Annotated in this window: 18 protein-coding genes; 4 read left to right on the top strand and 14 right to left on the bottom strand. The window is 40.5% G+C overall.

Translation table 11 applies throughout. The annotated features are described in order from the left end of the window. Positions 1–157: 157 nt before the first annotated feature. Complete coding sequence (locus tag AC1HJP_RS14570; RefSeq protein ID WP_480362461.1) at positions 158–1,492, bottom strand: peptidoglycan DD-metalloendopeptidase family protein; 1,335 nt, start codon at positions 1,490–1,492, stop codon at positions 158–160. Positions 1,493–1,641: 149 nt separating this feature from the next. Here AC1HJP_RS14570 and tyrS point away from each other — a divergent pair, with 149 nt between their 5' ends. Then, positions 1,642–2,841: a tyrosine--tRNA ligase gene (gene tyrS, locus AC1HJP_RS14575; RefSeq protein ID WP_480362538.1), complete on the top strand. Its 1,200-nt coding sequence runs from the start codon at positions 1,642–1,644 to the stop codon at positions 2,839–2,841. 76 nt (positions 2,842–2,917) lie between these two features. Here the strand turns inward: tyrS and AC1HJP_RS14580 are convergent, their stop codons facing one another. The 4 genes from AC1HJP_RS14580 to folE2 all read right to left on the bottom strand — a co-directional run bounded on the left by AC1HJP_RS14580 (position 2,918) and on the right by folE2 (position 6,359). Continuing rightward, on the bottom strand, positions 2,918–3,883 hold the full coding sequence (locus AC1HJP_RS14580; RefSeq protein ID WP_480362462.1) for a cobalamin biosynthesis protein CobD/CbiB: 966 nt from the start codon (positions 3,881–3,883) through the stop codon (positions 2,918–2,920). After that, positions 3,883–4,590 (bottom strand): 5'-methylthioadenosine/S-adenosylhomocysteine nucleosidase, encoded by a 708-nt coding sequence (gene mtnN, locus AC1HJP_RS14585; protein WP_349285478.1) that lies wholly within the window; start codon positions 4,588–4,590, stop codon positions 3,883–3,885. The genes AC1HJP_RS14580 and mtnN overlap by 1 nt, the downstream gene beginning before the upstream one ends. 176 nt (positions 4,591–4,766) lie before the next feature. Beyond that, positions 4,767–5,363 carry a DUF2726 domain-containing protein gene (locus AC1HJP_RS14590; protein WP_390442092.1) on the bottom strand — a complete coding sequence of 199 codons (597 nt, stop codon included), beginning with the start codon at positions 5,361–5,363 and terminating at the stop codon, positions 4,767–4,769. A gap of 75 nt (positions 5,364–5,438) precedes the next feature. After that, positions 5,439–6,359, bottom strand: a complete 921-nt coding sequence (gene folE2, locus AC1HJP_RS14595; RefSeq protein ID WP_480362463.1) for a GTP cyclohydrolase FolE2 — start codon at positions 6,357–6,359, stop codon at positions 5,439–5,441. A gap of 209 nt (positions 6,360–6,568) precedes the next feature. Between folE2 and arcB the strand changes: the two genes are divergently transcribed. Beyond that, positions 6,569–8,893, top strand: coding sequence for an aerobic respiration two-component sensor histidine kinase ArcB (gene arcB / locus AC1HJP_RS14600; protein ID WP_480362464.1), 2,325 nt, complete (start codon positions 6,569–6,571; stop codon positions 8,891–8,893). Positions 8,894–9,058: 165 nt separating this feature from the next. Here the strand turns inward: arcB and arcA are convergent, their stop codons facing one another. The 5 genes from arcA to trmB form a co-directional block, all read right to left on the bottom strand. Then, positions 9,059–9,775 carry a two-component system response regulator ArcA gene (arcA, locus tag AC1HJP_RS14605; protein WP_138480158.1) on the bottom strand — a complete coding sequence of 239 codons (717 nt, stop codon included), beginning with the start codon at positions 9,773–9,775 and terminating at the stop codon, positions 9,059–9,061. Positions 9,776–9,882: 107 nt separating this feature from the next. Next, positions 9,883–10,398, bottom strand: coding sequence for a YfiR family protein (locus AC1HJP_RS14610; RefSeq protein WP_480362465.1), 516 nt, complete (start codon positions 10,396–10,398; stop codon positions 9,883–9,885). Next, positions 10,395–12,017, bottom strand: a complete 1,623-nt coding sequence (locus tag AC1HJP_RS14615) for an ATP-binding protein (protein WP_480362466.1) — start codon at positions 12,015–12,017, stop codon at positions 10,395–10,397. Before AC1HJP_RS14615 ends, AC1HJP_RS14610 begins: the two co-directional genes overlap by 4 nt. A gap of 320 nt (positions 12,018–12,337) precedes the next feature. Then, entirely contained in the window at positions 12,338–13,375 is a 1,038-nt protein-coding gene (locus tag AC1HJP_RS14620; protein ID WP_480362467.1) for a methyltransferase, read from the bottom strand. 170 nt (positions 13,376–13,545) lie between these two features. Then, the gene (trmB, locus tag AC1HJP_RS14625; RefSeq protein ID WP_480362468.1) at positions 13,546–14,271 is read right to left on the bottom strand and encodes a tRNA (guanosine(46)-N7)-methyltransferase TrmB; all 726 of its coding nucleotides are present in this window, start codon (positions 14,269–14,271) and stop codon (positions 13,546–13,548) included. A 125-nt stretch (positions 14,272–14,396) separates the two neighbouring features. Between trmB and mutY the strand changes: the two genes are divergently transcribed. Next, on the top strand, positions 14,397–15,455 hold the full coding sequence (gene mutY, locus AC1HJP_RS14630) for an A/G-specific adenine glycosylase (RefSeq protein WP_480362469.1): 1,059 nt from the start codon (positions 14,397–14,399) through the stop codon (positions 15,453–15,455). Between the two features lie 40 nt (positions 15,456–15,495). Next, positions 15,496–15,768 carry an oxidative damage protection protein gene (locus tag AC1HJP_RS14635; protein WP_058030911.1) on the top strand — a complete coding sequence of 91 codons (273 nt, stop codon included), beginning with the start codon at positions 15,496–15,498 and terminating at the stop codon, positions 15,766–15,768. Between the two features lie 91 nt (positions 15,769–15,859). On the opposite strand, the gene serA is transcribed toward AC1HJP_RS14635, so the two are convergent. The 4 genes from serA to AC1HJP_RS14655 form a co-directional block, all read right to left on the bottom strand. Further along, the gene (gene serA / locus AC1HJP_RS14640; protein WP_058030910.1) at positions 15,860–17,089 is read right to left on the bottom strand and encodes a phosphoglycerate dehydrogenase; all 1,230 of its coding nucleotides are present in this window, start codon (positions 17,087–17,089) and stop codon (positions 15,860–15,862) included. A 9-nt stretch (positions 17,090–17,098) separates the two neighbouring features. Continuing rightward, the gene (rpiA, locus tag AC1HJP_RS14645; protein WP_480362470.1) at positions 17,099–17,755 is read right to left on the bottom strand and encodes a ribose-5-phosphate isomerase RpiA; all 657 of its coding nucleotides are present in this window, start codon (positions 17,753–17,755) and stop codon (positions 17,099–17,101) included. 92 nt (positions 17,756–17,847) lie between these two features. Further along, positions 17,848–18,453: a 5-formyltetrahydrofolate cyclo-ligase gene (locus tag AC1HJP_RS14650; RefSeq protein WP_480362471.1), complete on the bottom strand. Its 606-nt coding sequence runs from the start codon at positions 18,451–18,453 to the stop codon at positions 17,848–17,850. A gap of 1 nt (position 18,454) precedes the next feature. Continuing rightward, the gene (locus AC1HJP_RS14655; protein WP_480362472.1) at positions 18,455–18,994 is read right to left on the bottom strand and encodes a hypothetical protein; all 540 of its coding nucleotides are present in this window, start codon (positions 18,992–18,994) and stop codon (positions 18,455–18,457) included. Between the last annotated feature and the right edge of the window lie 12 nt (positions 18,995–19,006).

Consider the following 19,006-nt stretch of genomic DNA (forward strand, 5'->3'; position numbering starts at 1 on the left):
TAGAAGCTAGAAGCTAGAAGCTAGAAGCTAGAAGCTAGAAGCTAGAAGCTAGAAGCTAGAAGCTAGAAGCTAGAAGCCATAACCTAGGCTAGGTAATTTCATGGCATTAAAAAAGCAGCTACGGCGCTGCTTTTATAATTTGGTAAGTTATTAAGAATTAGTTATTTAGTGCTAATCGTAGCTCTCTTGAGCGCTCTAGTTGGGCAAGCAAGTCTTTGGCAACCGGTTTGAACTTAGCGAGTTCAGTTTTCGGCAATGGTTCAGACTTAGGTAACTTCACTGTTTTCGGGTTGCGGTGGACCCCATTCACTAAAAACTCATAGTGTAAATGTGCACCAGTTACACGGCCTGTCGCCCCAACAGTACCAATTTTTTGGCCTTGTTTTACTTTCTGACCTGTTTTAACCATACGTTTATTCAGGTGCAGATATTTAGTGACATACTGATTGCCATGTTGGATGAACACATAGTTGCCATTGAGCCTATTGTATCCGGATTTAGTGACTTTACCATTACCAGCAGAAACAACTGGTGTACCAACACGTGCAGCGTAATCGATACCACGGTGAGCTGATACTCTACCCGTGACAGGGTGTTTACGGCGCGGATTAAAGTTAGAGCTGATATATTTAAAGTTTACAGGGGCACGTAAGAAGGCTTTACGCATACTGCGGCCTTCAGGTGTGTAGAAATTACCGTCGGTGTGACGAATTGCGCTAAAACGTTCACCCTGGTTAATAAACTCAGCGGCGATGATTTTACCATTGCCGATCAGCTCGCCATCGACATAATGGGTCTCGTAAACCAGAGAAAAGGTGTCGTCTTTGCGAATGTCATTGGCAAAGTCGATATCCCAACCAAAGATGTCTGCAAAGTTCATAATTTGACGTTCAGATAAGCCTGCCGAAATACCAGCCGTCCAGAAACTTGACTTAATTTTACCGCCAGCGCTTTGATTGACTGTTTCGATTTCTTTGCTGTGGATCGCTGTTTGGTATTTTTGTTCTTCATCTAAAGACACCAACAAGGTGTCAGTTTTCGAAAGTATATATTTAAGATGGGTTAACTCACCTTCGGCATTTTTTGCAAAACTCAACACTTCACCAGGGTGGATTTTAGTCAGTTTGCGTGTTTCAGCATTGGTGTTAACTAATTTATGTAAAGTCTGCGCTGAAAAGCCTGCACGTTTGAAAAGTACCGCAAGGCTATCGCCATGCTTTACTTCAAAGTCATTGAATTCAAGGGTATCAATTGTGGTTTTTTCTGGCGCTTGAACTTCTGCGGGGGCGCTTAAAGTTGTAAGTTGCTCTTCATTTTCAGAAACTTTTACGGGTAATTCGTAACGTTTGCCAACTTCGAGTGCTTTTTTGTCACTGTCTCTTGATGCAGTTGCCTTTTCTGACGGCCATAAAGCAATTATCAGCATGACAGAAATGCAGGTAAGAATAAGCAGTTTGTGTTTTTTAGGAAGCTTATGAACAACGTGAACCATAACGCGCCTTTTCTGCTGTCAAGATAAATCGGTAATAATATTGCAGGATATACGCAATAAAGCGTGAATACCAGTGTTTTGTGCATTTAAACTGATCTGAATATAGGCTAGAATCGTGCGATAAACTGTATATTTTGGAGCGACGAATGGTGGACTTTGAAACTGCATTAGCCGAGATTAAGCGCGGTGCAGAAGAGATTCTTATTGAAGATGAATTAAAGGAAAGATTGAAATCTGGTAAAAAGCTAAAAATTAAAGCGGGTTTCGATCCAACAGCACCAGATTTGCATTTAGGTCACACTGTTCTAATTAATAAAATGAAAACCTTCCAGGACTTAGGTCATGAGGTTATTTTCTTAATTGGTGATTTCACCGGTATGATTGGTGATCCAACGGGTAAAAACGTCACTCGTAAACCACTAACACGTGAAGACGTGTTAGCAAATGCTGAAACTTATAAAGAGCAAGTTTTCAAAATCCTAGATCCAGCAAAGACCACAGTGGCATTTAACTCTACTTGGATGGAACAGCTAGGTAGTGCAGGCATGATCAAACTAGCTGCACGCCAAACGGTTGCGCGTATGCTAGAGCGTGATGACTTTAAAAAGCGTTATGCTGGCGGTCAAGCGATTGCAATTCATGAATTCTTATATCCTTTAGTGCAAGGTTGGGATTCTGTAGCACTAGAAGCTGACGTAGAACTGGGTGGTACTGATCAGCGCTTTAATCTACTCATGGGTCGTGAGCTGCAAAAAGATGAAGGTCAAAAGCCACAAACAGTATTAATGATGCCATTATTAGAAGGTACAGATGGCGTTCAAAAAATGTCTAAGTCACTTGGTAACTACATTGGTATTACTGATGCACCAAACGACATGTTTGGTAAAGTCATGTCAATTTCAGATGAATTAATGTGGCGTTATTACGAGTTATTAAGCGCACTTTCAATTGAAGAAATTGAAGGCCTTAAGCAAGAGGTTGCAAATGGTCGTAACCCGCGTGACATTAAGATTGATTTTGCCAAAGAAATGATTGCACGCTTCCACAGTGAAGCTGATGCTGAAGCTGCACACCAAGATTTCATTAAGCGTTTCCAGAAAAAAGCTTTACCTGATGAGATCCCAGAAGTGACTATCACAATTGATGAAGATTCTACGATGATCTCTCAGCTGCTTAAAGAAGCAGGTCTTGTAGCTAGTACTTCAGAAGCCATGCGTATGATTAAGCAAGGCGCTGTTAAGTTAAACGGTGAAGAGAAAGTGACTGATAGTAAGCTTGTGATTGAGAAAGGCTCAACACAGATTTATCAAGTTGGTAAGCGTAAGTTTGCAAAAGTGACAGTAAGCTAAACACTCGTTATTTCAAATATTAAAAAGCTGGTTTTAACCCAGCTTTTTTTATGTCAGTTTTTCATGTTTATTTGTTTTAAGTATTTAAATAAAGAGCAACAAACCAATCTAAAAGCCATATCAGTGCGATTAAAGAGAAAGTAAACCACTTAATTCTTTCTAAAAATGTTAAACACTGCTTTATATCTTCAGGCTCAGGGTGACGTTCAGCGCCAATACGCATTTTCGCAAAGCGCTCACCTTGATATTTACACGGACCACCTAACTGGATAGATAGGTTTGCTGCAAATAGAGATAAGATCCAGCCAGTATTCGTTTGATAGCAGTGCCTTGCATAGTGTTTGAAGTAATGAAAAGTTTTCTTACCTTGTAAAAACAAGGCCAGTAAAAAGATAAAACCTCTGAGCGGTAAAAATTCAATATAAAAAATGGCTGTCTGCAGTGGTTTTATAAAAGCGTTATTAGGCGGCACGCGCTTGCGCCAAGCATGATCACATACCAGTAGTAATTTAAAAGAGAATGCAGCGAGCGGGCCGAGTAATAAATAAAAGAAAATCACAAGATAGTAGTGGCGAACCGTTCTTAAGGCAGTGCTATCTATGCAAGCTTTGGCAATGCCTATGCTTGATAACTCATTGACTTCACGGACTACGTTTTGTGCTAACAGTTGTCTCGCTGTTGCTTTTTGTTTTTGTTGCAGTAGCGCTGCTATGCGCTTAGCTCTTTGTAACACGCGGGTATCTAAACAAAAGTAGAGCGCTAATCCCCCGAGCCAAGCTGGGTAAAATGCAAACTGACTGATCAGTGCTGCAATAAGTACAATGGTAAAAATGGGGAGACAAAAGCCTAAGGTGCCGGCTACTTTTTGTAATGAGGCACTTCTCTCTGGTTTAAAGACACGAGTGCCTATGCGTTCAAAAATAAGCGAAAAGAAAGTAATTGGGTTGTAGCTATTAAGCAGCGGTAACGAGTGAGCCGCTGCTATCGCGCAGATAAAAATAATGAGGCTTTGAAAAGCCTCAAACTGCTGACCTTCTATCATTACAAGCTAGTGTTGTTTAGCTGCTCAAGTAGTTCAGTCACTAGTTTAGAAGAGTTTACAGAAGCAACTTCTAGGTATTCTTCAAAAGATTGTGGAGACTCTTTACCTGCAATATCAGATAGTGAGCGGATCACAACAAATGGCGTATTAAGAACATGACATGCCTGAGCAATTGCTGCACCTTCCATTTCTACAGCTAGCATTGATGGGAAATCTTGGCGCGTTTTGTCAATACGAACAGGATCACACATAAAAGAGTCACCAGTACAAATTAGACCGACCTTTGTTTGTGTGTCTTCAAGGATAGCAACACTCGCTTTTGCAGCGTCAATTAACGCAGCATGAGCCGCAAAGCCTGCAGGCATTTGTGGTACTTGACCAATCTCGTAGCCAAAAGCCGTCACATCAACATCGTGGTGGCGAACTTCGTCAGAAATAACCACATCACCGACATTTAATTCAGGATCAAAGCCGCCAGCAGAGCCGGTATTAATGACGCAGTCTGGGTTGAAATTATCAATTAAAAGCGTTGTCGCAACGGTTGCCGCCACTTTACCAATGCCAGATTGAACTAAAGTCACAGTATGCCCAGCAAGTTCGCCAGTATAAAAAGTGAAGCCGCCTTTAGTTAGTTCTTCTTTGTTTTGTAAAGCCTCACGCAAAATTGCAACTTCAGGCTCCATTGCACCGATAATACCTACTTTCATGATTTCTATTCCTCAAAAAATTTTCGCTAGTATAGCCTATCGCACTTTTATAAAAAACTTGTTCATATCAGTGTTGATATAAAGCTCTATCATCATAGTATTGATTGCAAAGCGTCCATTTAGAAAGAAAAAAGCCCTTTGAATATTCAAAGGGCTTTTGTGACATATGGAAGCTGTTAAATTTCAGCAAGCTGGGTTTGCGTTGAATGCGCCTTTGCTTGCGAAGGAGAAAGTACTGCTGGCTTTTCAGTACGTGTTCTGGGTTTGCGAACTGGTTGCGGTTGTTGACCAATTTTATACAAAATGGCGCTACGTACTTCATTGGCTTTATAGCCTGTTTTAACTTTCATACGAATATGCGGAATATTCGCTGACTCTAAAGCACCGGTTACAAACCAATCTTTTTGCGCTTTATGGCCGCTCTTGTTCGAATTATTGACAAGGTCGACAGCCGCAACAATGTTTAGTGTGGTTTTATCAATCAGCACGTAATCGAGTTGTTTATTTTTAGCTTTTGCCAAAGCAGCTCTGCGTGCTTTTTTTGACAAACCAGGCTTGCACTCGATTAAATCAATCAACTTAACACGGCTGACAATCTTAAATTTATCGCCAACAGCACGCTCTAGAAGACTTAGGAAAGTAGCTTCAACAGTGCTGAAGACAGATTCTTTTCGATTGAAAGGGTATGGATTGCCACCTGCATCGGTATATTTTGCAATGACGATCGACGCGCCAGCTACCAATGCAAAAACTAATAATAAAGCGAACTCCATATAACACTCCACAACAACAATTTGACTTTGGTGTTTATAAGCAAAGTTCTTGCCAATTGTGGAGTGAGAGCTGATTTAAGCTGAATAACCGCCAGCTAAGCCTTTGAATGCATAGGCGACAGCGTCATGAGCATGTAGAGATTCGTAGTGATTAATCTTGATATAGTAGTCGGCAAACCCTGCGTTTTCGAACAGTGCTTTAAGCTTTCTTGCCGCATCTTCACAAAACATTAGGTTTTGGCCGTTCAAACGAGCGAACTCTTGCTCATCTTCACGTTTTACAGCCGCTTGAACGGGGGTTTTAAGTTCATCTTCAACTAGGTTAACTAACCCTACAATGTCGAATTCTTGACAGTTATCATCAAGTTTAACCTTAATGTTAGAAATACTACGTTGCGAGTGCGGTGTTGCCAATACGCCCTCGGTAGTGCCAAGCCAAGCATGCACTTCTTCGTGAGAAATGTCCTTATCTTTAAACTTTGCTGCAAAAGCGTCTTGAATAAGTTGACGCGCTAACGCAGCAGAGCAAGGACAAGTTGAAGAGTAAGTTACATCCAATGCCAGCTCTATAGAAAACGTTTGGTTAATCAATGAGGCAGTAATGCTAACAGGGTAGCTTTTCCAACCTTGTTTTTTGCTTAGTAAAGAAGATCGACGTAGTGGTAATTCAAAGTTAATAACCACTTTTGCCGCATCGCTGATGTCTTGATGAGTCGTTACAAATTGGTCGAGCAGTTGTTTTAGTGTATTTGGTGAAAGGGCTTGCTCACAAGATAGCGTATCTAGGGCTAAGAATAAACGAGACATATGAATGCCTTTAGCATCTTCTTTATGCAGGTTTACAAATGCGTCTGCTTTTGCTGTTACAGGCTGTTCTGGCAAGCCTTTTGTTGCAAGCATTAAAGGTAGCTCGATGTTACCCATTCCTACCCAATCTAATTTACCGGTTTGAAGTGCATCGGCTGAATGAGCAATATCTGGCATTGTAGTCTGCATGTTAACCCTCTTTTTCACGACATTTTCGAGTCGCGCATATTACACTATTTAGCGCTTTAATGCGTATATGTTCGCATTATCAATTAGCGCGTTTATTGAGAACTGTTAATAACATTATACGTCTATTGTGGCTTTTTGGACTTTTAATGCTTTGGGATTAATCACTTGCTTGCGTATAATGAAACAGTTAACGGAGCAAATTGATTAATATGATAGATTCTTCATTTGGATCATGGCTAAAAGTCCTTGCCAATGTGATTAATAAGTACGGTGAAAAACAAGCTGGAGTGCTGTGTTATTGCCTGATATTACTCGCCTCACTAATTTTGTCGTGCATGTTCTACTATGTGGCGTTAGGCGAAATTGTCATTGTTGATGTATTGGCAATTATGTTTTTTGCCGCCGTTACTTCTCCTGCCTTATTGGTTATTTGCATTCAAGCACTCAAAGAACTTGAAGCCTCTAGAGCCTATTTAGATACCGCAACCCAACAAGAAAAGCTTTTAAATCAGAGTTTAAAAGACAATATTACCCGGCTAAATAGTGAAATTGACGAACGTAAAATCGCTTTACATGCCAAGCATCGAGCCATTGAAGAATTACGCCGTGAAATCGCTGAACGTAAAAAAACACAGCAAGAACTTGCGCAGCAAAGTATGTTATTGCGCTCGATTGTCGATTCTTCTCCTGATTTATTCTACTACCGTGACGAGCAAGGCATTTTTGCCGGCTGCAACAAGATGTTTGAAAAAGTCATGGGTAAGCATAGCGACGAGCTTATCGGCAAAAGTGTTTTTGACATTTACCCTGAAAGTTACATTCCTGAAGTGCTTAAAACAGACGAGCAAGTTGCGAAAACGCATCAAGCGCTCACGCTTGATGTTGAGTACCCTGTCAATGACGAAAACCGTTGGTTTGAGATGCGCAAGTTGCCATTTATTAATGAGCAGGGCGAGTATATTGGTTTGCTTGCGTTTGGCCGTGATATTACTTCGCGTAAAGAGGCTGAGCAGGAGCTTGAAACAGCCTATAAAGATAAAGGTAAGTTTATTGCTACCTTAAGCCATGAGCTTCGCACACCGCTTAATGGCATTGTTGGCTTAACCCGCATGATGCTAGACACAGAGCTGAGCAAACAACAAAAAAGCTGGTGTAATACCATTTTCTCAAGTGCAGAAACGCTTGGTAATATTTTCAATGACATAATAGATCTTGATAAAATAGATAGAGAACAGTTGGATATAGCTGCCGACAGTATCAATGTCTCAGATTTTATTAATGATGTGGTGAATTTTGCTGGGCTTATTGCAGAGCAAAAGGGGTTAGAGTTCAATATTAACAGGCAAGGGATCTTAGATGTCTACGCTTTATTAGACCCAACGCGCTTAAGACAAGTGCTTTGGAATTTAATTAACAATGCCGTGAAATTCACCCATAGAGGTAGTGTGACACTAGAGTGTAAGCGTGAAAATCGCGATGGCGAAGTGTGGCTCGTTATGAGCATTACAGACACAGGCTCAGGTATTGCACAAGATCAACTCGCTCGAATTTTCGAAATGTATTACAAGGCACCAAGTGCAAACGGTTCGAATGCCATAGGTTCAGGCATTGGGCTAGCAGTGACTAAAGCGCTTGTTGAGGCTATGCAGGGCAGTATTCAAGTGAGTAGTATTGTTGGTCAAGGAAGTCGCTTTGAGGTTGAAATTCCACTAACCCTGACCGCTGCGCCAAAAGAGCAAAGCTATGCCGGTCGTAGTCTTTATATTCTGTTAGTTGAAGATGTGCCTTTGAATGCAGAAATCGCGACCAACCTACTAGAGCAGCGAGGACATGAAGTCATTTGGGCCGAAACCGGTGAAGACGCTCTTTCGTTTGTTGCTACTGAAGATGATCTAGATTTAGTCTTACTCGATATGCAGTTGCCAGATATCAACGGTGATGAAGTCGCTCGGGAGATTAGAGCAGATAGCCATTTTGATAAATTACCTATCGTCGCCTTAACAGCTAATGTTCGTAGTGCAGAAGAAGAACTAGAAGGGATCAGCATTCAAGGCGCACTAGCGAAGCCAATCAACACCATTAAACTTGATAAAATGCTTGCAGAGTTATTTGGTATTAACGCCAGAGCGACTAAACCTAAAATCATAGAAACCAAAGCCAATTGTGCTGATAAACAAGCTGAGTTCACCTTGTTGGAAATGGAAACTATCTGTGATTTTATCGACTCAATGGGTGTCGAAGCGTTTAAACGAAGTTCAGATCTATTTGCTAAGTTAAGCCCTAAGTATTGTGAAGAATTACAGCAATCTATTGATAACAGTGACTTCGATGAATACAGTTCTGTGGCTCATAAACTTAAAGGCGCATCTGGTTCAGTTGGTTTAAAGCAAGTTCAAGAGCATGCTAAAAGGATGGAAAAAGAAGTGGCTGAAGTTGGACCTGAAGTTGCTCAAACCTGGTTAGATGAATTATATGATTTGCTTGAAGCTGGACAGAAAGAGCTTAAAACGGTTGTTGATGGTTGGAGCGGGTAACAGCTAAAGAGTAAGTTAGCATAGTATGAGTGAGGGCTTCATATTGAGGTTATTCAAAATACTTTTGAGCCCTCAGTTTAGAAATGATACTTTGAAATAATGAGTTTTAGTCATTAAAAAAGGGCCAACAGGCCCTTTTTTGTAAGCATAAGCTAGTAAAATTGATTAGCTATCAATCTTACCGATGAAGCGGTAACCTTCACCGTGAATTGTGCTAATTAGCTCAGAAGTGTTTGTATCACTCTCAAAGTGCTTACGTATACGACGAATCGTTACGTCAACTGTTCTGTCATTTGCGCGAAGTTCACGACCAGTCATATGCTTAATCAATTGCTCACGGCTGAAAATACGGCCCGGTGAATCAAGCATTAAACGTAAAGCACGGTACTCGCCTTTAGGTAATCGCTTAGCTTCACCTGCAGGAGACGTTAAACAACGGCTATTCTCATCAAGCTCCCAACCGTTGAACGTAATTACACCACTGCTTTCAACAGATGCATCTTCAGGGCTGTTGCCTGTACGAGAGATTAAGTTACGAGCACGAATAGTCAGCTCTCTTGGGTTGAAAGGTTTTGTGATGTAATCATCAGCACCAATTTCTAAACCAAGAATACGGTCAACATCATTGTCGCGGCCAGTTAAGAAAATTAAGCCAACGTTTTTCTTCTGACGAAGTTCGCGAGCTAAGATTAAGCCATTCTTGCCTGGTAAGTTAATGTCCATAATAACCAGGTTGACATCATCATGAGTCGTTAGCTTGTCGTGCATATCATCGCCATCAATGGCTTCAATTACTTTGTAACCTTCTGCCTCAAATAAACTAACGAGGTTCAAGCGAGTTACGTCTTCATCCTCAACAATCAGAATGACTGGCGTTTGCATTATCATTTAACCTTTTAGGAATATGTTATTTACATTTTACTCGGTACTAGAAGAAAAAACCGAATATTTAAGATTATAGGAGTATATCTAAATGTTAACAAGTAAAATCAGTTAGGGTGAAACTTTGCTACGGCGAGTAACCGAGAAAGTACTTTAAAGTTATGTTTTGCAATCTGTTGCTTATTAACATAAAGCCTGATTTTATTGCCCTCCTGAACAAGCGCCGCCATTCCTTCATTATCTAAAAAACTGAGGTTATCACTAACCATTAACATATCTAGGGGCGTATTCTTGTCATAAGAAGACAGTATATCATTGCCAAGAGCTCCATCAAAGTATGTGATTTCACATTGACTGGAAAGTTCCAAAATAGCGGTGTTTTTTTCTACTTTTTTTATGCTAATTGGTAAACCTTTAACTTTCAGACTTTTATTTTTAGTGAGTATTGCGCCGGGTCCTGATTTCAGATCATAAAAACAAAAACGGATGCCGCTATCGCCCATTGATGGAAATTCAATAAAATTTGCCATTTGATATAAGAAAGCAGAGCGAATTTGTTCCGGTGTTTTGGCCATAACACCGAAAGAGCAAATTAACAGAAAGCAGGTTAACCAAAACTTCATGATGTTAATTCGCCTAATGGTAAAGAAATAACAAATCGAGTGCCATCGCTATAGTCTTCGTCTAGAGTAATAGAGCCATCTAAAGCCTGGGTGACTAGGTTGTAAACTAAGTGCATACCTAGACCACTGCCACCTTCACCTCGTTTGGTTGTTACAAATGGATCGAAGATTCTTTTTTTGATAGAAGTTGGTACGCCACTACCATTATCCACATAAGTAATTTCTAGGTTGCTTCCCTTGCTTTTAGCGCCAATTTTTATTTGATTATTCTGCTCATCTTCAAAACCATGAATAAGAGAATTCGATATAAGTTGTTCGAATATTTGCTGAAGAGGGCCTGTCTTACTCGAAATAGTTAAATTTTCAGGTAGGCTTAATTCAATCTCTGGTGACTTTATAGAAATCTCAGCATTCATTGCCATTAAGATATTACTTAGCAAAGACTTCACGTTAACGTCGGCGCTAATTTCAGTATCTTGACTCACTGCCACACGCTTAAAGTTAGAGATAAGATCAGCGGCACGGTTTAAATTTCGATAGATAAGGTCAAGGTTTTCAACCCCATCGTTAATAAATCTTTCTAGTTGTTTCGATGTAAGCGTCTTTTGCTCAAAGGCAGCTTGTATATCAGCAAGCTTATCTCTTAAAAGTGTTGAACCAGTGACGCCAAGGCCAATTGGCGTATTAACTTCATGGGCAACCCCTGCAACCATTTGACCCAAAGATGCCATTTTTTCACTTTCTACAATCTGGTTTTGGTATTGATGCATGCGCTCTAGGGTATTAAGCAATTCTTGGTTTGCTTCACGAAGCGCGATAGTCCTTTGGTTTACTTTTTCTTCTAAGCTTTGGTTTAATTGATTAATCTCTTGCTTATCAGCCTCGTGACGTTCAATTTGGTTTTGTGTACGTGAAAGCATGATATTGAGGTTGTTTGAAAGAGTATTTAACTCTTCAATGTGACTGCTCGATGCTCGCGTGCTGTAATTATGGTTTTTTGATACATCCTGCAGTAATAAAGATAAATCTTCGATTGGCGCGGCTATGCGCTTTTGAATACTACGAGCAACGAGAAGTACCAATAATAAGACGAATAAAGTCAGTAAAATATCAACTAAGATTTTATTGTTGATGTACTTATTCAGTCTCTCAAGAGAGCCTCTTATATATACATAACCCTCAATTTTTCCTTCATACTCAACAGGTTTTATTAGCTCTATATGATCGTCAGTGATACGAGGTATTTTGAGATCATCAATGCTACCCACCTTCAATGGTACGGGAGGTGTTTTGCTGGCGTTATAGCTGGTAAAGAAAACGGGCTTTTTAGTGACGTCATCTATGTCATAAATATGTATGTTTTTGACAAGCTCAACTTTACTAAATGACTTTAAACGTTTTTCTTCAGTTTTTCTGTCTTCGAAAATCAGCGTGATCTGCGCATTAAAAGCAATGATATCGGCTATCATGTCAAGCTTATTAATGAGCAGCTGCTTTTGTTCTTTTACATCTAGGTAGGTTGAGATAGAAATCGATAGCGATAAGCACAGCGCTGTTACGAGCATAACTGCACTGATCAATACCTTTCTAATGCTTGTTTTTGTTATTTGTTTAGCCATTCGCTAGCCTTTGCAACCTACATGCTTACCAATATGGTTTGAGTAGTAGACATAAACTTCAAATTTTTGAAATGTTTACAAAAATAAAACGTTATTTATAACTTTAATAAACTTAGTGTAGCAAAGGGAAAAAATAAAAATAACTAAAAATTGCGATGGAGCTTATGCTATTTTTCTCTAAGTTTGAATTAATTCATTCTTTGTTCTTAGAAATGAAAGTTAGGTTATTTGGTTTAAAAAAATAGTCTGGCAACTTAGGGGTGTTTTGAGTAAGGGCCACTGAGCGTTAATAAAGCTGAATGACCCATTAAGTAAAGCGGTTAGGGTTTTAGTGCGTGGTACACCGCAAATTTATTATTTTTCGCAATGGTTTCATATTCGCCAAACTGTGTTTCTAAGATTGGCTGATATTTTAAGAAGCTATTAGCAACTATGGTGAGCTTGCCTTTGGGTTTTAAGAATTGCTTAGAAAGCGCTAAAAAGTCTTCAGCAATTTGGTAATCTGTTGAAATGCCAGTATGGAATGGCGGGTTACTGATGATTAGATCAAATTGACCAGACACAGCTTGCATACCATCACTCAAAATCACATTGCCTTCGAGGTTGTTTAGCTTTAGCGTCTGTTCGGTAGCATATACAGCTAACGCGCTGACATCTAAACAGTTCAGTCTCAATTCTGGTGTTTTTAGCCCTAGGTAAGTGGCGATAATGCCTGCACCACAGCCAAAATCTAGCACCTTGCCTTTGTACGGCACGGCAATTTGCTCGAGTAACAGACGAGTACCATCATCCAATTTACCATGATTGAAAACGCCAGGCACGCTTGCTACTTCAAAGCTTTGGTCGTTCACACTTACAGTGAATGCAGTTTGGTAGCTGCTGATATCAAAACGCTCTAATAAAGTTAAATCAGCAAATTCAAACAATACGCAGTGTTTCGCGCTTTCTAATTTATAAAATTCACCTGCAAAAGGTTTGAACTGCTTTTCAGCAGATTTAACGCCCCCTTTGTTGTCGCCAACAATTAAAACACGTGTTTTAGGTGAAGCGATGGCTCGGATATTATCAAGCATCATTAATGCTTCAGGCTTTGATTTCGGGTAGTAATAGATAACTAAATCGAGCTCTTCGAGAACAGGCAAACTATGACCAACATGACTAGTTATGCCTTTGTGTTTTTGTGAGTCTTGATGATCAGCCACGTTGTAGCTAAAAGCGTGAATATCGCTATTTGGGTTTAATTGCTTTAACTCGCGAAGAAAGCCGTCGCGCATGGTGTTAATCACTAAAATGCGTTTGCCTGTCAGTTCTTCTTCGTTACGAAGAAGCAATAAACTTGGGTTTGCTAATCGACTCATAAATACTCTATTTAAAATCTCTACTTTAATTTTGCGAAAAGGCAAAATTATACTAATCCTGTTCATTAAGAATTACTGAGGATAGGTATTAACCTAATACCATTAAGATAAAAGAGCCATCAGGCTCTTTTATCTAACTAAACATTAATCCTAAAAATTAGAATTTACTTTTAGTTGCTACGTTTGAACATTAAATCCCAAACGCCGTGACCTAGACGATGGCCGCGTTGCTCAAACTTAGTCAGTGGACGATTGTCTGGGCGAGGCACATAATCTTGTGTCTCAGAGATATTTTCGTAATCAGGTGCTGCAGTCATTACTTCTAGCATATGCTCTGCGTAGTTTTCCCAGTCAGTTGCCATGTGGAACACGCCGCCAATTTTTAGCTTTTGGCGAAGGCTTTCAACAAACTCTGGCTGCACAATACGGCGCTTGTGGTGGCGCTTCTTGTGCCAAGGATCAGGGAAGAATAACTGCATGGTTGTTAGGCTACCATCAGCGATGCAATCAGCAAGTACTTCAACAGCGTCATGTTCAAATACGCGCAGGTTCGTTAAACCCGCTTCGTCGGCTTCCATTAAGCAGGCTCCAACACCTGGGCGGTGCACTTCAATACCAATGAAGTTTAAATGCGGCGCGTTCTTAGCCATTTCAACTAACGATTTACCCATGCCAAAACCGATTTCAAGTACGACATCGTTGTCGTTGCCGAATACTTGAGAGAAATCTAGTAAGCCTTGGCTATGCTCTAAGCCCATACTTGACCAACATTTTTCAATGGCAGCAGCTTGCCCTTTTGTTAAACGGCCTTCGCGCTTTACAAAACTACGGACTTTGCGGATGTATTTACCTTCATTTAGAGCTTCTTCTAAATTGGCTTTACTCGATTCGTTCATAATCAATTCTGTGCTGTAAAAATGGGCGCATATTATCCCTGTTCCACGGCCGAAGTACAATACTTGACTGGATATAAAAGGCCTCTACACTGTGCGCCGAGTAAAGTAATCATAGTCGTGGTGATATGCAGGTTTCAAAACAGCAAGCCAAATGGTTTGCCGAGCAAGTAGTAGAGTGGTACCACCTTCATGGTAGAAAGACCTTACCTTGGCAATTGGGCAAAACGCCTTACAAGGTATGGGTGTCGGAAGTGATGTTGCAGCAAACACAAGTTGTTACTGTGATCCCTTATTTTGAGCGTTTTATGGCGCGTTTTCCGACGATTGTCGATTTAGCTGATGCACCAGAAGATGAAGTGCTGCATCATTGGACTGGGCTCGGTTATTACGCCCGAGCACGTAATTTACATAAAACAGCAAAAATTGTGCGTGACCAATATGCGGGTAAGTTTCCTGAAACTTTTGAACAAGTTCTCGATTTACCTGGTATAGGCCGCTCGACTGCAGGCGCGATTTTGTCGCTTTCACTAGGTCAGCCGCATCCGATTTTAGATGGTAATGTAAAGCGTGTCCTAGCTCGATTCTTTATGGTTGAAGGCTGGTATGGGGTTAAAAAAGTAGAAAACTTACTTTGGTCCTTAAGCGATACCATCACGCCAAAAGACAATGTCACTGAGTTTAACCAAGCCATGATGGATTTAGGCGCTAGCCTTTGTTCACGTAGTAATTTTAACTGCGAAGCGTGTCCGTTAGTAAGCCAGTGCCAAGCTTATGCAAACAACCAAGTTAAAGCCTTCCCTAACTCTAAACCGAAGAAAGAAAAACCAAAAAAGCAGGCGTATCATTTGATAATTAACGCAGATAACAAGGTGCTAATGGAAAAGCGTCCAAGCTCGGGCATTTGGGGCGGTTTGTTTGGCTTCTTTGAGTTTGAGTCATTACAAGAAGTTGAGGCCTTTATTGCTCAGCAGGGTTTAAAAGGAAAAGTACAATCTCTAGAATCATTTGTGCATATTTTTACTCACTTTGAACTGACGATACATCCGCAAATTTTAAAGTTAGATTCTATTCCAGATTGTGTTCACGACAATCCGCTTATTTGGTTTGATTTAGCAGAACATCCAGAAGTTGGGCTTGCAGCACCAACGAAAAAGTTAGTTAAACTCCTAGGCACAATGGGGTAGACTAACGTCATTAATCGAGCATTTAATTAGGTGATGAACTATGGCACGCACAGTGTTTTGTCAGAAATTACAAAAAGAGGCTGAAGGCCTTGCTTTTCAACTTTATCCTGGTGAAGTGGGTGAAAAGATTTTCAATAATATCTCTAAAGAAGCTTGGCAACAGTGGCAGCATAAGCAAACTATGCTGATCAATGAAAAGCACCTAAACATGATGGACCCAGATCACCGTCAGTTGCTTGAAGAGCAAATGGTTGGTTTCTTATTTGAGGGTAAAGAAGTAGAAATCGAAGGCTATCGTCCACCTGAGAAATAATCTTTTTAATCTTTATCTAAATTTAAAAAGCCCCGCAAACTTGAGTGTGCGGGGCTTTTTATTTGTTTCTTATTTTCGGGGCTATTTGCTATTAGTGAAGAATACGTGCTCTGATAGTACCTTCAACTGCGCTAAGCTCTTTCAGTGCCACTTCAGAATGGTCGGTATCTACATCAATAACAACATAACCAATTTTGTCGTCGGTTTGTAGGTACTGAGCTGCAATGTTGATGCCGTGCTGAGCAAATGCTTGGTTAATTTGTGTAAGTACACCTGGTCGGTTGACGTGAACGTGTAACAAACGGCTTCGATTCGCAAGCTCAGGTAGCGATACTTCAGGGAAGTTTACCGCGCTTAGTGTAGAGCCGTTATCTGAGTATTTAGCCAGTTTACCTGCGACTTCAATACCAATGTTTTCTTGCGCTTCTTGTGTCGAACCACCAACGTGTGGCGTTAAGATCACGTTATCAAATTCGCGCAGTGGAGAAACAAACTCTTCATCGTTAGATTTTGGTTCTACGGGGAATACGTCGATTGCAGCACCAGCTAGCTTTTTATCTCTTAGAGATTCTGATAGTGCATCAATATCGACCACTGTACCGCGAGAAGCATTAATTAAAATCGCACCTTGCTTCATCACTTCAAGCTCAGCCATACCAATAAGGTTTTTAGTCGATGGTGTTTCTGGTACGTGCAAACTTACCACATCGGCGCGCTGTAAAAGTTGCGTTAGGTTTTGAATTTGTTGAGCATTACCTAAAGTGAGTTTGTCTTCAATGTCGTAAAATTCAACTTTCATACCGATGTTTTCGGCCATAATGCCAAGTTGAGTGCCGATGTGACCGTAACCGATAATACCTAAGGTTTTACCTCGGGCTTCATAAGAGCCAATAGCTGATTTGAACCACTCACCACGGTGAGCCATAGCATTACGCTGTGGAATGCCACGAAGTAATAAAAGAATTTCACCTAGTACGAGCTCTGCAACTGAACGTGTATTTGAGAATGGCGCGTTAAATACCGCAATACCACGCTCTTTAGTCGCTTGCAGGTCAACTTGGTTTGTACCAATACAAAAGCAGCCTACCGCAACCAGTTTTTCTGCTGCATCAATAACGCGTTGGTTTAAGTGAGTACGCGAGCGAATACCCACAAAGTGAACGTCTGAAATACGTTCAATGAGTTCATCTTCAGGTAAGGAAGTCTTAACATAATCAATGTTGCTATACCCATTGCGCTTTAGGGTTTCAACTGCGCTTTGGTGTACGCCCTCTAACAACAGTATTTTGATCTTTTCTTTTGCTAAAGAAACCTTACTCATGACTCATTCCTATTTTACAATTTTAGGACCTTCTGGTGTCCCTGTGATAACGATGTCTGCGCCGCGCTCAGCAAATAAGCCGTTGGTAACTACGCCGACGATTTGGTTAATTTGTTGTTCAAGCTGCTTTGCATCGTTGATCTCTAAACCGTGAACATCCAAGATCACATTACCGTTGTCAGTGATCACGCCCTGACGGTAAACTGGATCGCCACCTAGTTTAAGCAGTTCTCTTGCCACATAACTGCGTGCCATAGGGAGCACTTCAACTGGTAGTGGGAATGCACCCAAAGTCTCTACATGTTTGGTGTTATCAACAATACAAATAAATTTATCAGCTACTGCTGCTACGATTTTTTCACGGGTTAATGCTGCGCCGCCGCCTTTGATCATGTCATTATGTGCATTGATCTCATCAGCACCATCAACATACACGTCTAGCTTAGCCACATCATTTAACTCGTAAACTTCAATGCCTAGTGCTTTTAACTTTTCAGTAGAAGCTTCTGAGCTAGATACTGCGCCTTTAATGTCATCTTTAATGCTGCCTAACGCATCAATAAAATGATTTACCGTAGAGCCTGTACCAACACCTACAATCGTGCCTTCTTCTACAAACTCTAGTGCAGCCCACGCCGCTGCTTTTTTCATTTCGTCTTGAGTCATTTCAGTTCCAAGGTTGTTGTCAAAAGTTGTCAACGCAAGTATACCGAAATCGTAGGCAAAGTGACGTGTTTTAAGCGTTTAACGTTGAAGTTTTACCACTGGTAAAACTTCGTCGGTGTTAAAATCTGCTGTAAAGGCACATCCCATGCTTCTATTGGTAAGCTTTCTACTTTCTGACAATCATGAGCAAGGCCAATTAACTTAGGCTTTTCACGTTGTTCAGCATAGTGCTTTGCCAATGTTCTATCGTAGTAGCCGCCGCCCATTCCAAGTCGATTTCCTTGCTCATCAAATGCAACTAAGGGCATTAGCAAAATATCTAATTCAGGAAGCGGGCAAATTTGGCTGCAATTCAGCTTAGGTTCCAAGATAGCATAGCGATTAGCCACCATGGGTGAGTTTTCTTCATATTGCTGGAATAGCAATGAGGTGCCGTTGAAAGGGTGAATTATAGGTAGGTAAACTTGATGTTTTTTAACCCTAAGTTCTTGAATTAGCTTGTTTGTGTTAAGTTCACCATCATTGCTTAGATAAAGCCCTATTCTGGCCTTTTTAGGGAGGTTTATGTGTTGAGAAAAATTAATAGTTAAATTTTCTTCAGCTTGTTTTTGAAATGATGGAGTTAGATTTCTTCTAGCTTCGCGTACTTTTTTTCTGATTTCAGTACGCGATATTTTCGAATTATGAATTTTACTCATATTAAAAGGCGACTAGTTCAGGAAAAGCAAGTGCGATGGCTAATATGATCAACAGAATGATGAGTACAACACCAAGACCATATTGCACTTTTTTACTGCGCTTAGGGGGGGGATCAAGTTCAAGTTCATCAAATAGGTCGTCTTCTTGCCAATCATCTTCGACTTTATTTTCTTTCACGATCTCTTGTGAAGGTAAACGTTGCTCTAATTCTTCTAAGCGTTCTTCGATCCGAATAAGGCTAGAAGTAATGTAATCAAGGGCTTCTAGAATGCGTTCATCTTTAGAGTTTTGAATTGAACTGACGCTATTTGCATTGCTCTCAGCTGATTGCAGCTTGGCATGTAAGCCGAAACTGGCCAATAATTTTACTTGTTTAAGGCATTTGGCTTTTTCGCTGGGGGCAAATAAAGATTTGCCTTGCGTGAACGCTGTGATTTTTTGTGGCGTTGTTTTAAGTTTTAAGCTGAGCTGCTCGATGGCGGCTGATTCACTCACGCTGCTATCGAAGCCGGCAAATACAACACGGTATTTGTCAGTCATGGAAACATCCTT

The sequence above is a fragment of the Pseudoalteromonas sp. NFXS53 genome, assembly GCF_056629255.1.

Bases quoted from the DNA above. Each gene is read 5' to 3' on its own strand.
- AC1HJP_RS14570 (WP_480362461.1), bottom strand. From the start codon at position 1,492: ATGGTTCACGTTGTTCATAAGCTTCCTAAAAAACACAAACTGCTTATT.
- AC1HJP_RS14580 (WP_480362462.1), bottom strand. From the start codon at position 3,883: ATGATAGAAGGTCAGCAGTTTGAGGCTTTTCAAAGCCTCATTATTTTT.
- mtnN (WP_349285478.1), bottom strand. From the start codon at position 4,590: ATGAAAGTAGGTATTATCGGTGCAATGGAGCCTGAAGTTGCAATTTTG.
- AC1HJP_RS14590 (WP_390442092.1), bottom strand. From the start codon at position 5,363: ATGGAGTTCGCTTTATTATTAGTTTTTGCATTGGTAGCTGGCGCGTCG.
- folE2 (WP_480362463.1), bottom strand. From the start codon at position 6,359: ATGCAGACTACAATGCCAGATATTGCTCATTCAGCCGATGCACTTCAA.
- arcB (WP_480362464.1), top strand. From the start codon at position 6,569: ATGATAGATTCTTCATTTGGATCATGGCTAAAAGTCCTTGCCAATGTG.
- arcA (WP_138480158.1), bottom strand. From the start codon at position 9,775: ATGCAAACGCCAGTCATTCTGATTGTTGAGGATGAAGACGTAACTCGC.
- AC1HJP_RS14610 (WP_480362465.1), bottom strand. From the start codon at position 10,398: ATGAAGTTTTGGTTAACCTGCTTTCTGTTAATTTGCTCTTTCGGTGTT.
- AC1HJP_RS14615 (WP_480362466.1), bottom strand. From the start codon at position 12,017: ATGGCTAAACAAATAACAAAAACAAGCATTAGAAAGGTATTGATCAGT.
- AC1HJP_RS14620 (WP_480362467.1), bottom strand. From the start codon at position 13,375: ATGAGTCGATTAGCAAACCCAAGTTTATTGCTTCTTCGTAACGAAGAA.
- trmB (WP_480362468.1), bottom strand. From the start codon at position 14,271: ATGAACGAATCGAGTAAAGCCAATTTAGAAGAAGCTCTAAATGAAGGT.
- mutY (WP_480362469.1), top strand. From the start codon at position 14,397: ATGCAGGTTTCAAAACAGCAAGCCAAATGGTTTGCCGAGCAAGTAGTA.
- AC1HJP_RS14635 (WP_058030911.1), top strand. From the start codon at position 15,496: ATGGCACGCACAGTGTTTTGTCAGAAATTACAAAAAGAGGCTGAAGGC.
- serA (WP_058030910.1), bottom strand. From the start codon at position 17,089: ATGAGTAAGGTTTCTTTAGCAAAAGAAAAGATCAAAATACTGTTGTTA.
- rpiA (WP_480362470.1), bottom strand. From the start codon at position 17,755: ATGACTCAAGACGAAATGAAAAAAGCAGCGGCGTGGGCTGCACTAGAG.
- AC1HJP_RS14650 (WP_480362471.1), bottom strand. From the start codon at position 18,453: ATGAGTAAAATTCATAATTCGAAAATATCGCGTACTGAAATCAGAAAA.
- AC1HJP_RS14655 (WP_480362472.1), bottom strand. From the start codon at position 18,994: ATGACTGACAAATACCGTGTTGTATTTGCCGGCTTCGATAGCAGCGTG.